The 18370-nt window shown below is 37.4% G+C and carries 19 protein-coding genes; 4 read left to right on the top strand and 15 right to left on the bottom strand.

Annotated features, from left to right (window positions below):
• Nucleotides 1–364: 364 nt before the first annotated feature.
• Complete coding sequence (locus QE429_RS21080) at nt 365–1129, bottom strand: MerR family transcriptional regulator (RefSeq protein WP_307289835.1); 765 nt, start codon at nt 1127–1129, stop codon at nt 365–367.
• 337 nt (nt 1130–1466) lie between these two features.
• On the opposite strand from QE429_RS21080, the gene QE429_RS21085 reads away from it, so the two are divergent.
• The 4 genes from QE429_RS21085 (at nt 1467) to QE429_RS21100 (ending at nt 5249) form a co-directional block, all read left to right on the top strand.
• On the top strand, nt 1467–1769 hold the full coding sequence (locus tag QE429_RS21085) for an EthD family reductase (RefSeq protein WP_307289836.1): 303 nt from the start codon (nt 1467–1469) through the stop codon (nt 1767–1769).
• A 107-nt stretch (nt 1770–1876) separates the two neighbouring features.
• On the top strand, nt 1877–2242 hold the full coding sequence (locus tag QE429_RS21090; protein ID WP_307289838.1) for a DoxX family protein: 366 nt from the start codon (nt 1877–1879) through the stop codon (nt 2240–2242).
• 159 nt (nt 2243–2401) lie between these two features.
• The gene (locus QE429_RS21095; RefSeq protein ID WP_307289840.1) at nt 2402–3472 is read left to right on the top strand and encodes a GIY-YIG nuclease family protein; all 1071 of its coding nucleotides are present in this window, start codon (nt 2402–2404) and stop codon (nt 3470–3472) included.
• 292 nt (nt 3473–3764) lie between these two features.
• Nucleotides 3765–5249: a peptide MFS transporter gene (locus QE429_RS21100; protein WP_307289842.1), complete on the top strand. Its 1485-nt coding sequence runs from the start codon at nt 3765–3767 to the stop codon at nt 5247–5249.
• 32 nt (nt 5250–5281) lie between these two features.
• Here QE429_RS21100 and QE429_RS21105 read toward each other — a convergent pair whose 3' ends face one another.
• The 14 genes from QE429_RS21105 to QE429_RS21170 all read right to left on the bottom strand — a co-directional run bounded on the left by QE429_RS21105 (nt 5282) and on the right by QE429_RS21170 (nt 18359).
• The gene (locus tag QE429_RS21105; RefSeq protein ID WP_373463215.1) at nt 5282–5605 is read right to left on the bottom strand and encodes a nitrous oxide-stimulated promoter family protein; all 324 of its coding nucleotides are present in this window, start codon (nt 5603–5605) and stop codon (nt 5282–5284) included.
• A 229-nt stretch (nt 5606–5834) separates the two neighbouring features.
• Nucleotides 5835–6065, bottom strand: a complete 231-nt coding sequence (locus QE429_RS21110) for a hypothetical protein (RefSeq protein WP_307289844.1) — start codon at nt 6063–6065, stop codon at nt 5835–5837.
• A 112-nt stretch (nt 6066–6177) separates the two neighbouring features.
• A complete protein-coding gene (locus QE429_RS21115) occupies nt 6178–6432 on the bottom strand; it encodes a GlsB/YeaQ/YmgE family stress response membrane protein (protein WP_307289846.1) in 255 nt (84 codons plus the stop codon).
• A gap of 109 nt (nt 6433–6541) precedes the next feature.
• Nucleotides 6542–8002: a protein adenylyltransferase SelO gene (locus QE429_RS21120; RefSeq protein WP_307289849.1), complete on the bottom strand. Its 1461-nt coding sequence runs from the start codon at nt 8000–8002 to the stop codon at nt 6542–6544.
• 22 nt (nt 8003–8024) lie between these two features.
• Entirely contained in the window at nt 8025–9263 is a 1239-nt protein-coding gene (locus QE429_RS21125) for a sensor histidine kinase (protein WP_307289851.1), read from the bottom strand.
• A 6-nt stretch (nt 9264–9269) separates the two neighbouring features.
• Complete coding sequence (locus QE429_RS21130; RefSeq protein ID WP_307290909.1) at nt 9270–9941, bottom strand: response regulator transcription factor; 672 nt, start codon at nt 9939–9941, stop codon at nt 9270–9272.
• A 73-nt stretch (nt 9942–10014) separates the two neighbouring features.
• Nucleotides 10015–10845: an RnfABCDGE type electron transport complex subunit D gene (locus QE429_RS21135; RefSeq protein WP_307289853.1), complete on the bottom strand. Its 831-nt coding sequence runs from the start codon at nt 10843–10845 to the stop codon at nt 10015–10017.
• Nucleotides 10846–11727, bottom strand: coding sequence for an FAD:protein FMN transferase (locus QE429_RS21140; protein ID WP_307289855.1), 882 nt, complete (start codon nt 11725–11727; stop codon nt 10846–10848).
• A gap of 3 nt (nt 11728–11730) precedes the next feature.
• On the bottom strand, nt 11731–12192 hold the full coding sequence (locus QE429_RS21145; RefSeq protein WP_307289857.1) for an FMN-binding protein: 462 nt from the start codon (nt 12190–12192) through the stop codon (nt 11731–11733).
• A gap of 192 nt (nt 12193–12384) precedes the next feature.
• Nucleotides 12385–13092, bottom strand: a complete 708-nt coding sequence (locus QE429_RS21150; RefSeq protein WP_307289859.1) for a M48 family metallopeptidase — start codon at nt 13090–13092, stop codon at nt 12385–12387.
• Between the two features lie 107 nt (nt 13093–13199).
• Complete coding sequence (locus tag QE429_RS21155; RefSeq protein WP_307289861.1) at nt 13200–14348, bottom strand: C40 family peptidase; 1149 nt, start codon at nt 14346–14348, stop codon at nt 13200–13202.
• Between the two features lie 369 nt (nt 14349–14717).
• Nucleotides 14718–15113, bottom strand: coding sequence for a VOC family protein (locus QE429_RS21160; protein ID WP_307289863.1), 396 nt, complete (start codon nt 15111–15113; stop codon nt 14718–14720).
• A 164-nt stretch (nt 15114–15277) separates the two neighbouring features.
• Complete coding sequence (locus QE429_RS21165; RefSeq protein WP_307289865.1) at nt 15278–16864, bottom strand: MMPL family transporter; 1587 nt, start codon at nt 16862–16864, stop codon at nt 15278–15280.
• On the bottom strand, nt 16842–18359 hold the full coding sequence (locus tag QE429_RS21170; protein ID WP_307289867.1) for an MMPL family transporter: 1518 nt from the start codon (nt 18357–18359) through the stop codon (nt 16842–16844). The genes QE429_RS21165 and QE429_RS21170 overlap by 23 nt, the downstream gene beginning before the upstream one ends.
• Nucleotides 18360–18370: the final 11 nt, after the last annotated feature.

An 18370-nucleotide genomic window follows, 5' to 3' on the forward strand; every position in this document is an offset into this window, starting at 1 on the left:
CTACACGAAATCAGGTATATTCTACACAGATTTCGATTTTTTCTACAAATTGAGGGTTCACGAAGATTAATTCTACAAATCTATAGATTAATTCTACAAATCTATAGATGAATTCTACAAAACTGAAGGAAAATTCTACAAAATTTCAATTTATTCTACAAAATCGATGCCCGATTCTACAATAATTAGAAATAAACTTCCAATTCAAACTCAAACAAAAATCCAAAGGGTGCTGAAAACTAGCACCCTTTATTTCCGTTATTTATACTCCGCCATCGACATCATCTCAAACTCAAAAAAGGGGTCTACGAGCGTTCCACCCGATCTATTGCCAACACCCCCACAGGTTTTATCAATCATGAATTTATTTTTTCTTACCTGTGTAAATATGAATGGCATCTCTTAAAAATTCAGCCGTACCAGGCTGTTCTTTATCATAATAGGCAGTGAATCTCTCATCGTCTACATACATTTGTGCAAGACCGGCATGTGCCTCTTTACTATACTCATTCCAATAGTGACACAACCACTGCTTGTGAAGGTCAGCCGCTTTTTGCGCTAGTTCTCCCGCAGGATTCCCTATTTTAAACGCCTCTGCTAAGGTCACAGTCACCTGTTCCGCTAATTTCGCAGCATGATCGTATTGTTCCTGGGTCATGTTCTGAAGTTTCGCATTGGATTGGTCCACGGTTTCATTTCCATATTTTCCACGGATTTCTTTCCCATACTTTTTCTCGTTTTCATCAATCATCTTTTTCTTGAAGCCTTCGAATTTTTCTTTATTAGACATTTCATTTCTCCCTTCTGCTAATGCGATTGTTTTATCTACATTGGCAATTAATTTGTCTAATTGTTCTTTTCTCTCAAGGAGTTTTTTACGATGATCTCTAAGCGCAGTTGCACTATCAAAATCAGGGGCAGATATGATTTCTTTTATGTTTTCTAAGCTGATATCTAGCTCTCGATAAAACATGATTTGCTGCAGGCGATCTACTTCTACTTGCCCATAGATTCGGTATCCAGATGAATTGATTCTTGCCGGCTTAAGAATTCCAATCTCATCATAATACCGAAGGGTCCGTGTACTTACCCCGGCTAACTCGGCCAGTTTCTGCACTGTATACTCCATTCGCTCACCTCCTATAACCCAACGATACACCTTTACGCAACGTAAATGTCAATCACTAGTTTGCCTATTTTTTTACAACTATTTATAAGTATTTGTTTTCATGAGTTCTACTCTAATCAAGTTCCCTTTAGGTTGGGTTACCCGTTGCTCTTTTCCTGTATCATCTAGGGCACGTAGACTGCTTCTGCGTTACCCGGTTCTCTTTCAATCAACCACCTTGGTTAATGTGTCACCAAAAAAGTTGTCGATTTGATTTAATAATAATAGATTTTTTCTCCTATTATAATAAAATTAGGAAATAATTCTCACAGAACAAAAACAGGAGAGGGGCAAGTTCATGGCTAAACTTTACGTTCTATATAATCAACCTAAGGATCAGGAGGGATTTGAACAATATTATTACAATGTACATATTCCGTTAGTGCAAAAACTTCCCTATCTTAAAGGGGCTGAAGTTCATCGTGTCTTACAAGCTCAAAACACAAATGAACCTTTATACCTCTTTGCCGAGCTTCATTTTGATAATCCTACTGAATTGAGTCAAGCATTATCATCCCCTGAAGGACAGGAAGTTCAAGGTGATGTTTTAAACTTGATGAGATTCTTGGATAAACCACCGGTAATTTCAATAGTAGATTAATTCCCCGCAATAAGGTCCCTTAAAGGGACTTTTTTTGCGTCCTATTTGTTTCTTTTTGTGATGTTTGTCCTCCTTTAGTCATACAGTTTTAGTAAAGGGGGATGGACATGTACACTTCTTTATCGACCATGAAACTAATCCGCTATTCTGTTGCATATGTATTTATAATCTCTGGAGTTATGAAATTAGTTAACACTGAACTCAGCAATGGATTTCTAAGCTTAGGTTTACCCTATTCCCACATCCTATTAAAAGTCGTTATCCTACTTGAGATTGTGTGCGGGGTATTACTGTTGATAAATAAGGCGGTTAACCATGCCGTAATCCCCTTAATTGCAATTATGATTGCTGCACTACTTTTAACTAAATTTCCACTCTTGCACACTAGCTTTTTAACATTTGCATTTCAAGCACGGTTAGACATTGTGATGCTTGTCCTGCTGATATTTCTTTATAAACGATATCCCCATTAACTATGACACCCATTTTTGTTTCTTCATGACACTAGTCTTCCGGACTAGATACCATTCAAGCCTTTTGTTCTTTCACGGGCACTAGTCGCCCGACTGGTTACTGCTCCCCACATATTTGTATGGTAGAATAGAGGAAAAGTTTTCAAAGAGGCGATTCCTGTGGAGCTTAGAAAAAAGGTGAAAGATCTGCCCTCAACACCAGGGGTTTATCTTATGAAGGATTCCTCTGACAGGGTCATTTATGTGGGGAAAGCCAAAAACCTTAAGAACCGAGTGCGATCATACTTTCAAAACACTAAGGCACATTCTCAGAAAATAAAAAAGCTTAAGGCAAACATTAATGATTTTCAATTAATATTGACCGATACTGAATTCGAAGCATTCATGTTGGAATGTAAATTAATTAAAGAAATCAAGCCAATTTTTAATAGAAAAATGAAAAATCCCACTTCCTACATTTATATCAAGTTCCACCAAAGAAACAACCATTGGATTATTGATTTGTCAAACACTATTGAAAAGGATGGCAGCCTTTATTTCGGTCCCTACCCAAGTAAACATGTAGTTGAAAAAGCACTTCAAGGAATGAAAGAATTTCTAAAAATAGACTGTGGTAATACGAACAGGAGCACGCCTTGTTTGAACTACTCCCTAGGCTTATGTATCGGTATATGTTTCAATGAAGATTCACGTAAACAATACAATGAACGGATGAAGAAAATGATGGATTTTTTTCAAGGGACGGATACCGAAATCCTTCAAAATTTGAAACAAAAAATGATAGATGCCTCAAATAACTTTGACTTTGAGACAGCAGTTAAATGCCGAGATACACTGGATGCGGTTCAATCGCTCTTCTATAAAGAAAAGGTAATCGAATTTACAGAAGCGAATAAAAATATTGCTCTTATCGAATATATAGAAGATGTCACCTTGAAACTTTTTCTAATCAAGGGGAATCATATTCTTTTTAGTGAAAAATATAAAATAAAGGAAACAAATTCGGTGCAGTTGGTCGGGAAGATTAAAGCGAATATATTAAAGCATTTTAAGAGTTTTCGCGAACAATCATCCATTGAAGTTAGTAAAGATGATATTGATGAAGCACAAATTATTTATAGCTATTTAAACAGCAGTTCGTGCAAATATGTGATTATTGATGATCAATGGTTAGAATTCAAACACCAAAAAAATATAGATTCTTCTCTAATAAATACACTGCTAAATTGAATTAATTTCATCTATTTCCTCGGTTTCTAAACCGGGGTCTTTTTTAGTTATGCCACCTTTAAAATTCCAAATCCCTCCTAAATTGGACACTACTATAAAACTATTAGTTAGAAAAATAAATTTAATCAAAATTTATATACTATTTCAAAAAAACTTTCTTTTAAAATCAAAAAATGTATAAACACAGTATTATCAAGCTTTTTAAACGCATACATTTTAATTTCCAAAAAAAGTTTTTGACAATTCAAAACCCTAAAAAGTATTATAAAATAATAATAAAGGAGGTAAAAACATGTCAAACTTAAATAGGCAGAAAATTGTGGATAGTGTACCTCAGAAGGGATTCGTTGGACATCCTAAAGGATTATTCACTCTTTTCTTTACGGAATTCTGGGAGAGATTTTCTTACTATGGTATGAGAGCGATCCTCGTTTTCTATATGTACTACTCAGTATCAAAAGGTGGATTAGGCATTGATAAAACACTTGCACTTTCCATCATGTCCATTTATGGATCATTAGTTTACATGTCAGGTGTTATTGGCGGATGGCTAGCTGACCGTGTATTTGGTACTTCAAAAGCAGTATTCTACGGTGGAATTTTGATCATGTTTGGTCATATCGCCTTAGCGATTCCTGGTAATATCTCTATGTTCTTTGTATCCATGGTATTAATCGTACTTGGTACAGGACTATTAAAGCCAAACGTTTCAACTGTTGTTGGTGAATTATACAGTGAGAAAGACGAACGTCGTGACGCTGGTTTCACCATTTTCTACATGGGAATCAACATGGGAGCTTTCTTATCTCCGTTAATCGTTGGTTCTGTTGGCAACTTCCACTTAGGTTTTAGTATTGCTGCAATTGGTATGTTCTTAGGACTTATCATGTTTACTATTACTAAGAAAAAAAATCTTGGCCTTGCTGGAACAATGGTTTCAAATCCATTGTCACCATCTGAAAAGAAAAAAGTCTTTACTTATATCGGTTTAGGTGTCGTTGTTCTTGCAGTTATTTTTGCTATTTTAATTCCAAAAGGCATCTTAACATTTGAAGGATTTATCAATTTAGTTACTATTCTTGGTGTGTTAATTCCAACAATGTATTTCATTGTTATGTATCGTAGCCCGAAAACAACTGCTGTTGAACGTTCACGTGTTATTGCATACATTCCATTATTCATTGCATCTGTTATGTTCTGGGCGATTCAAGAACAAGGTTCAACGATCCTTGCAAGCTATGCTGATACACGTACACAATTAAATTTTGCAGGAATTAAAATTCAACCAGCCTGGTTCCAATCTCTAAACCCATTATTTATTATCACATTAGCGCCAGTTTTCGCTTGGATTTGGGTTAAAATGGGAGACCGTCAGCCAACGATTCCGCAAAAATTCTCATTATCATTACTTTTCTCTGGGGTTTCATTCCTAGTAATTCTATTGCCTTCATATCTTGGCGGCACAGATTCTTTAGTAAACCCATTATGGCTTGTTCTTAGTTATTTAATCTGTGTAATCGGTGAATTATTGCTTTCACCAGTAGGACTATCTGCTACAACTAAATTAGCTCCTGCTGCTTTCTCTGCACAAACAATGAGCTTATGGTTCTTATCTAGTGCAGCTGCACAAGCACTAAATGCACAAGTGGTTAAATTCTACTCAGAAGATACTGAAATGGCTTATTTCGGAATCATCGGTGGTGCATCCATCGTACTTGGTATCATCCTTTTAGTGTTATCTCCGAAAATTCAGGGATACATGAAGGGCGTAAAATAATAACAAAAGCGGCTGATCTATCAGCCGCCTTTTTATTTATTCAACAAGTGCTTTACAGAGTATACGGGATGGTGTAACAGCATCCATTTGCCTGAATACCTCATGACGGCCTTCATCTTTTCCCGATACCTTAATTTGTAGCAGTGGACTGTACAATTTGAGCAAGCTGATTTATCTTCACCAAACCGACAGAATGATAGTCGTAATAAAGCATAGTTCTTTAGTGCCTCACAATCCTTACATAAAACATCCCGATGGTGCTTTTTTCTGCAGTAGAGATTAATCATCTCCTTGACAATCTCTTTTTCCTTTTGAATATTTGGACCATTATTTGGCTCAATTATTTTTGCCATCATGATAGTAAACCTCCCTTTTCTAGATTTACTAAAGCAGCTATCTTACTTTCACGATAACATATGATTCATCAAACTGACTGAAGAAAAATTACAAATTCAGTACAATTACAGCCTGACCGTTGTTCGAACTTTTCTTCTTTTCCTGATTAGCTTTCGGGTAGCCTAAATTACAAAACCCGCGGAGAACTATGTAGATTTCTCCGCGGGTTCATTTTTTTAAATCACAAGTTTACTTTTCTCTTGTTTCATTTAGTTCATCTATTAATTGTTTTGTCCTTTTGGCATTCCCCTCAGCAAAGTTCTCGAGGCGTTCCTTTAGTTCAGCATCATCGTGAATCCTCTCTGCTGTAATAAGGTACGTTCGCATCAACTCTTCTTCCACCTCGATGCTATGTTCAAGGACCTGTTCAAGTTTGTCCTTCTCTTGCTTATCCCTTTGGTTATTTGAGTCTAGAACCACGAGAAGACCTCCTTTTTTACCCTTATCCTTCTCTAATCTATACCCAGATATCCATCTGACTAAAACTTTCAAACTTGAATTTCCTAATTTGCACGTCTTAAGATTTGAGCAGTTAATCAAACAGTTTAACTATAATACCAGCTACAATGACTACAATTATTGCCCCAATTATAGATGGGACTAACGAGAATCCCAGAACCATAGGCCCCCATACACCGAATAAAGATGGTCCGATCCAAGCCCCAATGAAACCAGCCACAATCGCTCCAGCCCAATCCCCAGGCATATCAAATGGGGAAAGCTTATCCGCCACAATACCAATTACCAAGGCAACAATAACAGATAAAATAAAAGTTGCAATCGTCATGCTTCAAACTCCTTTTTGCTATTATATGCGGAGCTTGGACAAAGGGTTCAACTATAAATGTTAGTGAAAAATGCTACTTCATAAACGAAGTAGCATTTTTTTTTCTAAATCAGGTGCCACAAAACGTCTGATATGGACGTCCTGATGGTGTAGGCAGTGTGCAGTATTCAACCTGCTCAGGAGAGTGAGCGTAGGGTTTTGCTATCACATGAAGAAGTTTATCCAGGACACTAAAATCACCCTGTTCTACCGCAGCTTCTAAAGCCTCTTCTACGCGGTGATTTCGCGGGATAACTCCTGGATTGCTTTTCATCATTAACTCATGTGAAGATTCTTTCGATTCCTGTTGTCTATCTAGTCTCGCCTGCCACTTTACATGCCATTGATTAAATTCTGGATCTACAAACAGGGCATTATCTTTCTGTTTATCAAAGGTTAAAGCACTGAAGGTATTTGTAAAGTCTGCACGATGCTTTTCCATCAACTGAAGTAGTTCTTTCACTAAAGCCTCATCTTGTTCTTCTTCGTTAAAGATTCCCAGCTTCGCCCTCATTCCTAAGAGCCATGCTCCCTCAAATAACGCACCATATCCTGATAGGGCATTTTCAGCCATCTTCACAGCCTCATCTTGATTTTCATGCAAAAGCGCCAATAGTGACTCAGCAAATCGCGCTAGATTCCACACAGCAATATACGGCTGATTCCCATAGGCATAACGACCTTCACGATCAATCGAACTAAATACGGTTGCAGGACTATATTCATCCATAAAAGCGCATGGACCATAGTCAATCGTTTCTCCGCTAATGGCCATGTTATCGGTGTTCATCACTCCATGAATGAAGCCTACCAGCTGCCATTTAGCAATTAGAGCGGCCTGACGATTCATTACCTCTTTTAAAAACGAAAGGTATTTATTCTCATCATCTTCAATGTCAGGATAATGACGATTAATAGTATAATCAGCTAAAGCTTTTAAATCCTCCACTGTACCAAATCTTGCAGCATATTGAAACGTACCAACACGAATATGACTGGCAGCTACACGGGTTAGAATAGCACCTGGTAGGACCGTTTCACGGTATACAGGTTCACCAGTTGTGACGACAGCAAGACTTCTGGTTGTAGGAATACCAAGTGCATGCATCGCTTCGCTAATGATATATTCACGCAACATCGGTCCGAGTGCTGCTCGGCCATCACCACCTCGAGAAAATGGCGTTCTTCCAGGCCCTTTAAGCTGAATATCCATTCTTTCATTTTCAGGAGTAATCTGTTCACCAAGCAACACAGCCCGGCCATCACCTAGCATTGTAAAATGACCAAATTGATGTCCTGCATAAGCTTGGGCAAGAGGTGAAGCTCCTTCGGGAATCTTATTACCTGCAAAAACGTCAATTCCATCCTCACTTTGCAAGGCCTGGACATTCAATCCTAGAGATTTAGCTAGGGAGCCATTTAGAATGACCAACTGCGGTGATTTTACTGGAGTTGGATTGGTGCTTTTATAAAAAGCTTCCGGCAGACGTGAATAACTATTGTCAAAGTTCCATCCTGGTTCTTTTATCATTGGGTCTCCTTTAATTCTTTAATTATTTTAGAGGCAGTGTGACAAAAACATGTGTCCCTTCCCCACTATTACTCTTAACCCTAATTTTGCCTAAATGGGATTGAACAATCCATTCTGCTATCGAGAGCCCAAGACCTGAGCCCTCTAAATGACGGTTCCGTGATTTATCACCACGATAATATCGGTTAAAAATATACGGTAAATCATCCTTCGATATTCCAATCCCATTATCAAGTATTTCGATTACTGCACGTGCGTTCTTAATACTTCCTTTAATAGATACAGAGCCGTTTTCCTTTGTGTATTTAATGGCATTATCAATTATAATAACAAACAGTTGTTTTAGTCTCTCTTTATCGCCGATCATCTGAATCGGAGCAATATCAGCTTCTAGGTGTACCCCTTTTAAAATCGCTAAGGCATTAAACCCTTTAGTGACTTGATGAATTATATCTTCTAGTTGAATGGTTTCATGAATCAACTGAAGTTGATTGGAATCAGATCTAGCCAGTGTGAGTAAATCTGAAGACATTTTGGATAAGTAGTTAATTTCTTGTATTGCCTGATGAATCGTCTCACTTTCCTGTTCAATTGTATTGTCTGGATGGCGAAATAAGCGTTCAAGATTTAGTTTCATAACAGAAAGCGGGGTACGTAATTCATGTGAAGCATCTGCAACAAATTGTTGCTGCTTTTCCCAAGATAGTTTAATTGGTATTAAAGCTTTATTAGCTAAATAGATTCCTGCAAGGATAGCAATAAAAACACTTAATATAGATCCAAAACCAATGACCATAAGCAAGTGAGATAACATTTCTTTTTCCCGTTTGAGGTTATAGATCACTTGAATTTTTTGAACAGGTGCATAGTTTTTATTTTTTGAAATAGGTATTGTAATTAGCCTATAAGAATTCGCCCCAATGAACGTAGATTGCAGCTCTTTAGCATTTAAGAATTCAGCAAATCCTTCAGTGTCTTGCTTTGTAAAAGTGTTGGCAGGGATCTCTTTATTGAGTATTTGACCTTTCTCCCATAATAAATAGACAAGACGATGATTTTCCTCACGCTCTTGGTTCAATTCCGTCCCCAATTTTTCCCTCTCTTGAAGTAAATGATTTTTCTTTTCTAAAAGATTGTTATCTACTTGATGGTACAAACTATAATGCGTATATAAATAAATCATGGCACCAAGGGAATTCTGGAGAATAAAGAAAACTAGTGAGTTTGTAATGACAAGACGGCGTTTTGTTGTGGTAAACATGTCTGATTACTCCCTTGCCATATAGCCTACACCACGAATAGTCCGAATTAGCTTTTCATAACCAAATGGAGCTAACTTTTTTCGCAAATAATGAATGTAAAGATCGACAATGGCATCTGTTGTTTCTGATTCTATCCCCCATACTCTTTCGAAAATCTGGTCTCTTGTTAAAATATGTTCTTTATTTTGAATTAAATAATAGAGCAATTCATATTCTTTAATGGTTAATTTTAGACTTTCCTCTTTTATAAAACCTTCATGTTGGTTGGTATCAAGTAAAATCGGACCATAGGAAATTTTCCCTTCAACTCCTATTTTCCCTGACCTGCGGAGTAGCGACCTGATCCTTGCTAAAAACTCCTCCGTAGCAAAAGGTTTTACAATATAGTCATCCGCTCCAAAGTCTAACCCCTTTACTCGATCCTCAACCCGATCTTTTGCCGTCAGGAATAAAGTGGGGATTTGACATCCTTCATGTTTTAACTTCTTGATTAATGTAAAACCATCCATTTTCGGTAGCATAATATCAAGTGTGAGCAAATCATATTCATAGGATGAAGCCATTAAGTAACCTTCCTCCCCATCTTCCGCTTGATCCACCTCGTAATGTTCTTCTTCTAGTATGGTAGTAATGATCCTTCTTAACGGTAAATCATCTTCGACGACCAACACACGCATTTTTTTCGCCAACTTCCTTTTTAATTGAGTATACTATTCTCGAACTCCAAGCCTCAATTTAATATGAAGATTTTTATTTATATAGCGCTCTTTGAGAATTTTTTATTCGCCGTTGTTTAAGTTCAGCAACCTTCATTACTGACCGTTTATTCCAATAATTATATAAATTCCCCATAAATAGGCCGAAAAATAAATAAGTTAAACCTCCAAACATTCCATAAACAACAATACCTGAAATGGCTGAAATAACACCAAACAAGATCTGGTTCTTATATTTAGCAGGTGAAGTTGGAGGATCGGTAAGCATAAAAAATCCAAAAAACACTGTGGCATTGATAAAGGGTGGGCGAAGTGCATCGACTGCATAACCAACTTGAAAATATCCCATGAAAAATAACAGCACAAAAAAGGTCCCCAAGAAAGCAAAAACTTGAGGGAATTTATTCACACGATCGGTAACAATATAACCGCCAATCAGCAGAACCACCATTAGCCATGATGGTAAATCCCCAAACGCTCCCCACCAACTCTGGCCTGCATGAAAAATAAAAACTGATACTAATAATCCTAGAGCTGCTGGGTTAAATATCGGTTTCTTTTTAAATATCAAAAGATGTTTAGACAGGATGGCGGTAGCAGCCGTTCCTACCACATACAGCCATGGAGTTGTTATACTCAAAACCAACGAAATAATTAAACCAGTAATAATGGCTCCATCATTGCTACTTTTTCGATTAGTTATTTTGACATAGAAGAACTCTATAATAAATGCTGAAACAACGGCAATAAGAGCATTTTGAATCCCCATGATTGTTTTGTATCCGATTGATGCGATAAGTAAATATGTTATCAAACTTATTGTGACATATCCTTTTGGTGTTTTCATCCATTTAACAGTTCCCATTTACATTCCTCCAAACCTGATTATCTTTAACTCAGGTGTGATCAGCATGCCCTTAAGATTTAGTTCGTCCATAATCTCTTTCCCCTTTTCTTCACCTAGTAGGAATGCTACAGTTGAAAAAGCATCAGCCATCATCGCAAAAGGAGCAACAATGCTACTGCTTACCAAATGATTGGGTGAAGATTTCGTGTTTGGATTCACAATGTGATGTAGACTTGAAATTGTTTGATTTTTTCGCTCATAACTTCCAGATGTACAGATTGCCTCATTGGAAAGGTTAATTGTTTCAACCAGGAGTTCCCTTCGATACGGATGCTGGATTCCTATCTCCCACGTGTTTCCCTTTTCATTCAGTCCACCAGCAAATATATCACCGCCAGCGTTGATGACAAATCCTTCGAAATCTATTAGTTCTCGAGCGGCTAAGTCGATCGCAAATCCCTTTGCTACTGCGCCTAAATCGATCACTAAAGGTTTCATTATTGTTAAAGTCCTTGTTGCTTGGCTTAATAAAATATCCTGATAAGTAACTGTTTCAGCAGAAGGACTATGGATCATCGCACCTGTTAAATAATGACGATTAAATCCGTATTCCTCCATCACCTTTCCTACTGAAGGATCAAATATTCCATTCGTCATATTAGCTATTTGAAGAGCAAAGTTAAGCGGTTCGAACAGATACGGACTAATTTCAACCGGCCTGCCGACATTTTGACAAGCTTTCATTAATTCACTTGAAGGACTAAATCGGCTACATGCTTCTTCCACTCGTTGAAATGCAAGAAACGCACGATTTATTATCGCTTCTGCTTCTTTTTCTTCTTTCCGCGTCACAACCTGTATATCTACCACGGTATCCATATATAATTTTGATATTCTCATAGCTTACCCCACTGTATTTAATGCTTGATTAAGGGCATCTTGAACGGCATCCTCAAATGCTTGCGTACTATAGGTTGCACCTGAAACATTTATTACCTGTGCACTCTGACTCTTCAAGACTTCATCAGGTAGCCCCACAACATCATCTTCCGAGTAATGCATAGCAAAATCGCTTATTTTAACATCAGTAATCTTATCGTTTTGAATGGATACAGTAACAGCAATAGAACCCCGCCTATTCATCCCTGTACCTGTAAACGTACCATCTTTATATAGTTTATTTTTTTGAGTATCGCTAACCGAAACACCATTTGTTGCTTTATTATTCGTTTGTATGTTTTTCGCCACTTGATGAATAGGCTGTTCATTGCTTACTTGCTTTTCCGTAGTTAAATAACCAGCAGAATAAACAGCTGCAACTGCCGTGGAACAAAGAACGATCCATTTTTTGTCTATTTTTTTCATAAAGAATCCCTCCTGCAACATCTCAATCCTCATTCCACAACAGTTTATCTTATCATTCTTAGAATTTTATTTGAAAAAGAAAGGAACCTCCAAAAGTTTGGTGGTTCCTTTCCTCATTAATAAATCTGACCGAAAGAACTTTACCGACAGTTCCCCATGATCCCTCATATTTAGATTTGCTAAAACAAATTACTATACAGTCATTTTCCAGTTCGATAAGGCTAACCAGTTTTCTTTTTCCTTATAATCAGGCATTATTTTTCCAACTAGCCGCCAAAAGGAGCGGTCATGATTTAAATGGACCATGTGACACATTTCATGAACGACAACATAATCAATTACACTTTGAGGGGCCATAGCCAGCCTCCAATTAAAGGTTAAATGATGCTTTGAATCACAGGTTCCCCATGTTTTTTGATTATCTGTAATCCGAATAGAACGTGGCTTTGTTTTAAAGTAACTTTGATACGAGGAAATACTCTTCTCAACTAATGCCTTACACTGTTGATAATAAAATCGTTTTAATGCATGTTTAATTTTCTCATCCTCAGGGTATTTCACATATATAACTAATTGTTTTCCCTCAAATTTAACGTAATCTTGTTCAATGGTATTGTCTTGAAATATCTGTATGGGTAGAGTGTTTCCTAAAAAAAGAAAACTCTCACCATGCTCATATACTTTTTCCAATGGTCCTTGCAGCCTCTCTTTCATTTCTTTTACTTTAAGCTGAAGCTGCTCCCAATGGGTTTCTAATAATTGAATAACCTTTTCATCTGGTGTTCCTTTCGGTGCCTGTACTTCAATATTCCCATAGCCGTCTATTGTAACAGCGATGGAAGTTCGGTTTTTGTACTTGATTTCAAAAAAGATGGTTTCTCCAGAGTATGTGTGTATCATAACTTCACCTATTTTACATTTCTTTAATAAATAATGCCTGTCCCCCTAAAGGAACAGGCACTGCATTTATAAGCTATATTAGATTACTGCTTTAAATTTTTCAAGATTTAAGGTAGAACTCTAGCAGCACTAGTGAATTTTGCTGGATTATAAGTTGCGATCTTTACTACATCACCTGTTTGTGGTGCATGAATATATTGTCCGTTTCCGATATAAATACCGACATGGTATGCAGGTGAACCTCTGAATACTAAGTCTCCTGGTTGTACTTGACTTGGAGAAATTCTCATTCCAACTCTTTGCTGATCACGTGACACCCTTGGAAGACTGATACCGACTTGACGGAACACATAGCTTGTGAATCCTGAACAATCAAAGCCGCTCGGTGTTGTTCCACCCCATACATAAGGAACGCCTAGATAATTTTTTGCAATAGCAATGACATTACTTGCTGTTGCAGAAGTCGTTTCATTAGATACATTTACCGATGGAGATGGAGTTGATTTAGAAGAATGGCTTCCTCCGGATTGTCTTTGAGTAGCCTGCTGCGCTAATTGAGCTTGACGGCGTGCCTCTTCCTGCGCACGTTTTTGAGCCTCTTCTTGTGCCTGCTTTTGAGCTAATTGGTCTTTTTGACTTTGTAAAGCGCTTTGTGCAGTGGCTAATTCAGTTTGGATCTCAGCCTTAGCTACTTGGATCAGTTTTTGTTCAGAAGCCAATTCATTTTGGCTCTTTTTTAATTGATTATACTCATCGTGTAATTTTTCCTCTGCATCTTTTAACGCCTGTTCTTTTTCATTTAAGCCGTTTAATAACGCTGTATCACTTTCCATAATACTAGAGATCGCAGTAAAACGAGTTAGAAACTCAGAAATGTTATTAGATGAAAGTAATAGTTCTGCATATGTAACAATTGACTGTTTTCCTTCAGCTTGGATGCTCTTTAAACGTTCAGAGTAAATTTCTTTGTGTGCTTCTAAGGACGCTTTAGCTTCTTCAATATTCGCTTGGGTTTGTTCAATTTTCCCTTGTTGCGTCTTGATTTGACTATTAAGTTTTTCACTTTTTTCCATTGATTGGCTTATACGATCGTCTAATTGTTGAATTTTGGTTTCAAAGTTATCGATTTGATCTTCCGTTGCACTGATTTGACCTTGAATTGCTGATGTTTCTGGACTTGCAAAAGTAGGTGACGCTTGAATGGTAGTGGCAAGAATGGCAGCTGTTACTGTATATTTAAATAGTTTTTTAAACATTATATTATCTCCTCTTGTATCCTATCATTTTTTCAGACTACTAAGATATTACTAGTTTATATTCCAAATGGACTAAAAACAATGGAATCGGGAGGAATGTAATATAATTGTAATTTTATGTAGAATAATCTGACAAAATTGTCGACTGAAAATGTCTATTTGTTGAAAAATATTGGAGGATATGAGAAATATGCGGAATTCTATCATTATGATAATTGACTACTTATAAGAGGAGATTTTACCAATGGGTAATTAGAACTATACACATAGATTGATAGTAAAATTTTCTAATATAGAAAAAGTTATACTTCCTCCAAAACGAAAAAAGGCAACACCTATAAAGAGGTAAATTGCCTTTCATTTTTTTACCTATTTTGCATTCACATCGGGTTGATGAATTCCAAAAATATTGCCTTCGGTATCAATAAAGTATCCTTGCCATGCCATACCAGGAAGGGCATACTTTGGCATCGCCACCTTACCGCCATGTTCAAGAATCTTAGCTTCTGTTTGATCGTAATTTTCTACTCCCATTGTACAAGCATATCCGTTTAAAGCTTGGTTTGTTTCCGGAGGTGCACTTTGGCGCTGCATCAGAGCACCATTGATTCCTGGTTCAATTTCATCCCCAGTCACTGCTCCAAAATAAGGCATACCCGCATACTCACTCCAATCCTGAAACGACCATCCGAATACTTCACCATAAAAATTCTTTGCCCGGTCCATGTTATCCACATGAATTTCGAAATGTACTAATCTCCCCATCATTACCTCCTATTTTTCACTAGATTGAACTATTTCTAAGTTGCTTTTCAACTGTTAGTAGAATTCTTTCACACTTTTCTATTATAGGATATTTTATGGGAATAAATTCCGTCAACAATAAAAAAGGCAGTCACCTTATTTGAATAGGGACTGCCTTTTACGTTTTATACTATTTTTTTCTCCAAATTTCCATTTTCTATTTTTTTTCTAGAAAAAATATTTGCTAGAGCTTCTGGAAGAGCTATTAATGCCGGTACAAAGATAGGAAGAAGGATAAAACAAAGGATCACCAAGCCGGAAATAACAGCTATGGCGAGTTCTGATAATAGCACGATCCCAGCAGGCATCAGTGTGGCAAAGGTACCTCCAAGGATAATCACTGCTGCGATAATTACTCCACCTATTTGTCTGGATGCTAATACCATCGCTTCTATAGCCGGAATATCCGGATATTCCTTAAAACGCATCATTAAGAAAATACTATAGTCTACTCCCAAGGCGACAATGATAATAAAGGAGAAGAATGGTACGAAAGAAGAAATACCTGCTAGCCCTTTCAAATCTATGAAAATGTAATTGATGATGAACATGGCCGCATAATATGCCCCTACAAGGGATGCGGTAATGAAAACCGGTGTCCAGAAAGATCGTATAACAAAGAACAGTACTAGCAATACTCCGATGATGACGATTGTCGTTGTTTTATTCAGATCCCTGGTCAGTACATTATTCATATCGTTCGTTGTTGCACTTGGACCGGATGTCCCACTCTTTGCATCTGATAAAACCGTGCCCTTAAGACCGTCAGAAACCGTTTGGTTGATTTTTTCTACAGTCTTTAAAGCATTCTCAGAATATGGATCATCCTTCAAGACAACCATGAATTTGGTGATTTTTCGATTTTCGGACATGAACGTGTCAAATGACTTTTTAAAGTCCTTATTTGTTAAAGCTTCTTTTGGAATAAAGAAGCTTTTATTCGTATTAAGCTGCGTTAGGTAACCATTGGTTTGTCCTAGTCCATCAGAGATTTGCTTTAATCCGTTGTTTACATCTGATAGCTTTTCACCGAACACACTAAAGCCATTGAGGCCGTCTGCAAGCTGCTGCTGACCTGATTTCATCTGGTTCAGGCCATTCGTGACATTGTTCATATTGGTTACGATGGTGCCGATTCCTGAAGATGCTCGACCAAGTCCAGATTCAAGCTCTTTCAAACCGGCTGCCAATTGTGATAAGCCACTGCCCATGGTTTTCAGGCTTTTATTTGCCTTTCCAAAATTAGCAGTTGTTTCATTATAATTATTATTTAATTCGCTTATTAATTCTATAAGTTGATTTAATGAAGCTGATTCTTCATCAATTTTTTCCTTTAAAGCCACATAATTTTCGTCACTTTGAGAATTTGCATAACTGCTTCCTAACTTTGTTACCAGGGATTGCATTTCCAAAAAACCGCTTTTTACCTTAAGAAGTTCCTGATTGGCATTTTGATAACTAGTTCCCAATTCAACATAGTCATTCTGGATTTTCTCAAAATTTTCAGCTAACCCATTAACACCACTGCTTATTTGGGAAAGATTCGTTTTAAAGTCAGCTAAACCGTTAGTAATCGTTTTGGAATGACTAGACCCGTCATTGATACCGTTTTGAATTTGCTTCAAACCATTGGTTAACGCCACCATACCGTTTTCGAGCTTTGCCGTGCCGTCCACCATTTGACTGACTTTAGAAAAATCTGCTGAACCCAAATCCTTCTTGTGCTTCCTTCAATCCATCATAGATTTGATTCACGCCGCCTTGTGTTTGGGACAATCCATCTGTCACAGACCCCATTTGTTTATCGACATAAAAACCGTCGATGGGCTTACCCTGGGGTTGTGTGATGGATGAGACCTGTTTCACCCCTTTAATCCCCTTCACTCTTTCAGTTATGTTGTCAATGACTGCGAGAGATTCATTATTATCTAGTGGTTTACTAGTTTCGATGACAACAGTCGCCGGCATTGCCTGACCCTTACCAAAGTGATCCGCTACTAAATTAATAGCCTTAGACGAAGGATATTTATTTCCAAGTTCTCCAATGGTATCAAAGTTTAACTTTTCCTGATGCAAATACATCATTGGACCAATAATCAAAAGAATGATGACCGTTGATATAATTGGATGCTTAACAGCAAAAGAGGACGTACTGCCCCAAAACTTATTTTCCTTATGACCGGTAACACTCTTAGAAGGCCAGAAAAGTTTTTTGCCTAACACCTTCATAATAAATGGAGTAAGGGTCACAATTTCAAGCAATAAGATCGTTACCCCGATTACAACTACAACACCAGATCGATAGATTGGTGATTCGGCGAAAATAAGCGCGAGGAAAGCAATAAATACAGTGAGAATACTGTAAGCGATGGTTTTACCAGCTGTTTTATAAGTATTAAAGATTGATTCGTCAATAGAATGGCCATGGGATAGTTCTTCCTTAAATCGATTAAACAGAAGAATGTTATAATCCGTACCAATCCCAAAAAGGATAAGGACCAGCAGCATTTGGGTAAGACTCGTTATTGGAAATCCCGCTTTATCAATTAATTGAGCAGCAATACCCATGGAAACAAGATAGGAAAAAGCCACAGCCACTAAGGAAATCAACGGTGTCACGACTGACCTAAATGCAATAATAAGGACAACCAAAATAAAAATTACCGTTAATGCCGCACTCTTTTCAACACCTGCCTGAGACGCCTTCAGATAATCATTATTGATAAAGTCTTCACCACTGAGATAGTAGTCAACAGGTACATGGTCCAATTTGCTTTCCATTTGTTTTTGGATTTCATCTATTTCTCGCCCTCTTTTGTCCAGCTTATAGCTCACCATAAGCGTCGTACCATCTTTAGATACTAGAGAGCTCTTGGCTTCGGGGAAACTAAAAGGATCCATGATGTTAGCAATACCAAGCTCTGAACCGCTCTCACGAATGGTTTCTACAGCATCACCAATTTTCTCCATTTCATCATTTGATATTTTATTTTTATCGTAAAAAACGATAAGGTTGTTGATCCCTTTCGTTGTATCCATCTTTTTCAAGATACGATCTGCCATCACTGAAGGACTGTCACTACTCGTTCCTTGCTGGCCTTTTTGCCTTAGTATGGCATTAATGTCTGGCTGTATGACTGTAAGTACAATCGTTGCAATCAGCCAAATGGAAAAAATGGCCCAGCGGCCTTTAATAATGCTTCTCACCTTGAATCCTC

This window comes from Bacillus sp. SORGH_AS_0510, assembly GCF_030818775.1.
Lineage (GTDB): Bacteria > Bacillota > Bacilli > Bacillales > Cytobacillaceae > Neobacillus.

Excerpts from the sequence above, each read along its gene's own strand:
- QE429_RS21080 (WP_307289835.1), bottom strand. The coding sequence starts at position 1,129 with ATGGAGTATACAGTGCAGAAACTGGCCGAGTTAGCCGGGGTAAGTACA.
- QE429_RS21085 (WP_307289836.1), top strand. The coding sequence starts at position 1,467 with ATGGCTAAACTTTACGTTCTATATAATCAACCTAAGGATCAGGAGGGA.
- QE429_RS21090 (WP_307289838.1), top strand. The coding sequence starts at position 1,877 with ATGTACACTTCTTTATCGACCATGAAACTAATCCGCTATTCTGTTGCA.
- QE429_RS21100 (WP_307289842.1), top strand. The coding sequence starts at position 3,765 with ATGTCAAACTTAAATAGGCAGAAAATTGTGGATAGTGTACCTCAGAAG.
- QE429_RS21105 (WP_373463215.1), bottom strand. The coding sequence starts at position 5,605 with ATGATGGCAAAAATAATTGAGCCAAATAATGGTCCAAATATTCAAAAG.
- QE429_RS21115 (WP_307289846.1), bottom strand. The coding sequence starts at position 6,432 with ATGACGATTGCAACTTTTATTTTATCTGTTATTGTTGCCTTGGTAATT.
- QE429_RS21120 (WP_307289849.1), bottom strand. The coding sequence starts at position 8,002 with ATGATAAAAGAACCAGGATGGAACTTTGACAATAGTTATTCACGTCTG.
- QE429_RS21125 (WP_307289851.1), bottom strand. The coding sequence starts at position 9,263 with ATGTTTACCACAACAAAACGCCGTCTTGTCATTACAAACTCACTAGTT.
- QE429_RS21130 (WP_307290909.1), bottom strand. The coding sequence starts at position 9,941 with ATGCGTGTGTTGGTCGTCGAAGATGATTTACCGTTAAGAAGGATCATT.
- QE429_RS21135 (WP_307289853.1), bottom strand. The coding sequence starts at position 10,845 with ATGGGAACTGTTAAATGGATGAAAACACCAAAAGGATATGTCACAATA.
- QE429_RS21140 (WP_307289855.1), bottom strand. The coding sequence starts at position 11,727 with ATGAGAATATCAAAATTATATATGGATACCGTGGTAGATATACAGGTT.
- QE429_RS21145 (WP_307289857.1), bottom strand. The coding sequence starts at position 12,192 with ATGAAAAAAATAGACAAAAAATGGATCGTTCTTTGTTCCACGGCAGTT.
- QE429_RS21150 (WP_307289859.1), bottom strand. The coding sequence starts at position 13,092 with ATGATACACACATACTCTGGAGAAACCATCTTTTTTGAAATCAAGTAC.
- QE429_RS21155 (WP_307289861.1), bottom strand. The coding sequence starts at position 14,348 with ATGTTTAAAAAACTATTTAAATATACAGTAACAGCTGCCATTCTTGCC.
- QE429_RS21160 (WP_307289863.1), bottom strand. The coding sequence starts at position 15,113 with ATGGGGAGATTAGTACATTTCGAAATTCATGTGGATAACATGGACCGG.